Genomic DNA, 2,789 nt, shown 5'->3' on the forward strand with positions numbered 1-2,789 from the left:
AGCCGGCGCCCGCGCCCCAGCCCCGGGACGCGCGGTCGCCGCTCGCTCATGCCGCCGCCCTCGCCGCCTGCGGCAGCCGCCCGATCAGCTCGCGGGCGAGCGCGATATAGGCCTCCGACCCGCTGCACCGGTGATCGTAGATCAGCGCGGGCAGCCCGTGGCTCGGCGCCTCCGACAGGCGGACGTTGCGCGGGATCACCGTCTCGAACACCACCTTGCCCAGCACCGCGCGGACATCGGCCGCGACCTGATCGGTCAGTCGGTTGCGCCGGTCATACATCGTCAGCGCGACGCCCAAGATCGCCAGACCCGGATTGAACCGCGCCCGGATACGCTCGATCGTGCTGAGCAGCTGCGACAGTCCCTCCAGCGCAAAGAACTCGCATTGCAGCGGCACGAGCAGCCGGTCGGACGCGACCATCGCATTGATCGTCAGCAGCCCCAGCGAGGGCGGGCAGTCGATCAGCACCAGCTCCCACCGGGTTTTCGCCCGGTTCAGCGCCTCGTCCAGCCGATGCGTGCGCTGCGCAAACTCGACCAGCTCGACCTCCGCGCCCGACAGGTCGACCACCGCCGGGACGAGGTCGAGCCCCGGCACGCGCGTCGCCACCGCCGCCTCGTCCAGCGTCGCCTGGCCGATCAGCACGTCATAGCTCGATCGCTCGCGCGCATGCTGGCCGACGCCCAGTCCGGTCGAGGCATTGCCCTGCGGGTCGAGGTCGATCAGCAGCACGCGGCTGCCGGTCGCGGCCAGCGCGGTGGCGAGATTGATCGCGCTGGTCGTCTTGCCGACCCCGCCCTTCTGGTTGGCGATACCGATCACGATCATCGCGCGCGGACCTGCGTCGCGACGAGGATGGCGGAGTCGGCGGCGGTGACGCTTTGTTTCACGTGGAACACTCCGCACCAATGCTGCTCGGCCTCGGCGATCTGCGCCATCGTATCGCGTCCACGCGGCAGGAGCCAGAGGGTGTCGCGCGTGGCGACATGTCGGGCATCCGCGAACAAGGTCGCGACCGACGCGACCGCGCGCGCGGAGATCACCGCCACCGGCTCGCGCAACAGCTCGACCCGGCAGGCGCGGACACCGACGTGCGGTACTTCGAGCGCCTCGATGCAGTCGGCCAGGAACGCCGCGCGCCGGCGCCTCGGCTCCACGAGCAGCATCGGCGCCGGCCGGAGCAGGCCCACGACCAGACCGGGGAAACCGCCGCCGGTGCCGACATCCAGCCACTCGCCATCGGCCGGTGCCCCGTCGATCAGTTGCGCGGAGTCGACGATGTGACGTGACCAGATCGTCGCGACGGTCGACGGCGCGATCAGGTTCTGCCGCTCGTTCTCCGCCGCGACGAGCGTGGCGAACCGGTCGAGCCGATCGACACCTGCGCCGCCGAACTGCGCCGCTATCCAGTCCCGCGCCTCGTCCTCCGTCACGCGGCGACGCGACGGACGTGAAGCAGCAGCGCGGACAGCGCCGCCGGCGTGACGCCCCGCACCCGGCCGGCGGCGCCCAGTGTCTCCGGCCGCGCCGCTGACAGCCGCTCGACCATCTCGGCCGACAGCCCGGCGATGCGGCGGTAATCCAGATCGCCCGGCATCATCACCTGCTCATCCAGTCGCAGCCGGTTCAGCTCGGCATCCTGCCGATCCAGATAAGGCGCGTAGCGGCAGTCCTCCGCGATCTCCTCGGCGACCGGCAACTCGGCCAGCGCCGGCACGACCAGCGGCCATTCGACCAGCCGCAACCACTCGCGCGCGGGCCTTTGCTCGCCCGTCACGGTCGCACCACGCGCGCGGAGCGTCCCGGCGGTCACCGGCTGATCGAGCATCGCCTCCGCCCGTGCCCGCGCCGCGTCGCGCGCCAGCTGGTGCCGCGCCCGCGCCGACGATACGCATACCAGCGTGCGTGCCGTCGCGCCCAGCCGCGTCTCCGCATTGTCCGCGCGCAGCCGCAACCGGAACTCCGCCCGCGCGGTGAGCATCCGATAAGGCTCGCTCACCCCCTGCAGGATCAAATCGTCGATCATCACCCCCAAATAGCTGGTCGCCCGATCGAGCAGCAGCGGCGCGAGATCGCGGGCGTGCGCGGCGGCGTTGAGCCCCGCGACCAGCCCCTGCCCCGCCGCTTCCTCATAGCCGGTCGTGCCGTTGATCTGACCCGCGCAGAACAGTCCGGCGATCTCGCGATGCGCCAGCCGCCCGTCGAGCGCACGCGGATCGAGATGGTCATATTCGACCGCATAGCCCGGCGCGGTGATCGTCGCGCGCTCCAGCCCCGGGATCGTCGCCACCATCGCCACCTGGTCCGCCACCGCGAGCGAGGTCGACAGCCCGTTGGGATAGACGACCGGATCGTCCAGCCCCTCGGGTTCGAGGAACAGCTGATGACCATCGCGATCCGCGAACCGGCGGACCTTGTCTTCGATCGACGGGCAATAGCGCGGCCCCGTCCCCTCGATCGCGCCGGTGAGCAGCGGCGAGCGCCCCGACGCGCGGTCGATTACCGCATGCGTCGCCGCCGTCGTCCGCGTGATCGCGCAGGCGACCTGCGGCAGGCGAGGACCTGTCGTCAGCGGCGACATCGTCCAGGGCTCGGCATCGCTCGGCTGTTCGGTCAGCCGCGCCCAGTCGATGGTGCGGCCGTCAAGGCGCGGCGGCGTCCCCGTCTTGAGCCGGCCGAGCGTCAGTCCCAACGCGCGCAGCTGCTCGCCCAGCGCGGTCGCCGCCCGCTCGTCGACCCGCCCGCCCGCGTCGCGTTCCTCGCCGCGATACAGCCGCCCGCCCAGGAA

3 protein-coding genes are annotated in these 2,789 nt (G+C 71.7%); all 3 read right to left on the reverse strand.

Features of this window, described 5'->3' with window-relative positions; all coding sequences use genetic code 11:
* Positions 1-46: 46 nt before the first annotated feature.
* Positions 47-829 (reverse strand): ParA family protein, encoded by a 783-nt coding sequence (locus HUU95_RS13260; protein ID WP_174280535.1) that lies wholly within the window; start codon positions 827-829, stop codon positions 47-49.
* Positions 826-1,434, reverse strand: coding sequence for a 16S rRNA (guanine(527)-N(7))-methyltransferase RsmG (locus HUU95_RS13265; RefSeq protein ID WP_174280536.1), 609 nt, complete (start codon positions 1,432-1,434; stop codon positions 826-828). Before HUU95_RS13265 ends, HUU95_RS13260 begins: the two co-directional genes overlap by 4 nt.
* Positions 1,431-2,789: FAD-dependent oxidoreductase (locus tag HUU95_RS13270; protein ID WP_174280537.1), on the reverse strand; the 1,359-nt coding region annotated here is incomplete at its 5' end. The genes HUU95_RS13265 and HUU95_RS13270, both read right to left, overlap by 4 nt.

The organism is Sphingomonas bacterium, from assembly GCF_903643065.1.
GTDB lineage: Bacteria > Pseudomonadota > Alphaproteobacteria > Sphingomonadales > Sphingomonadaceae > Sphingomonas.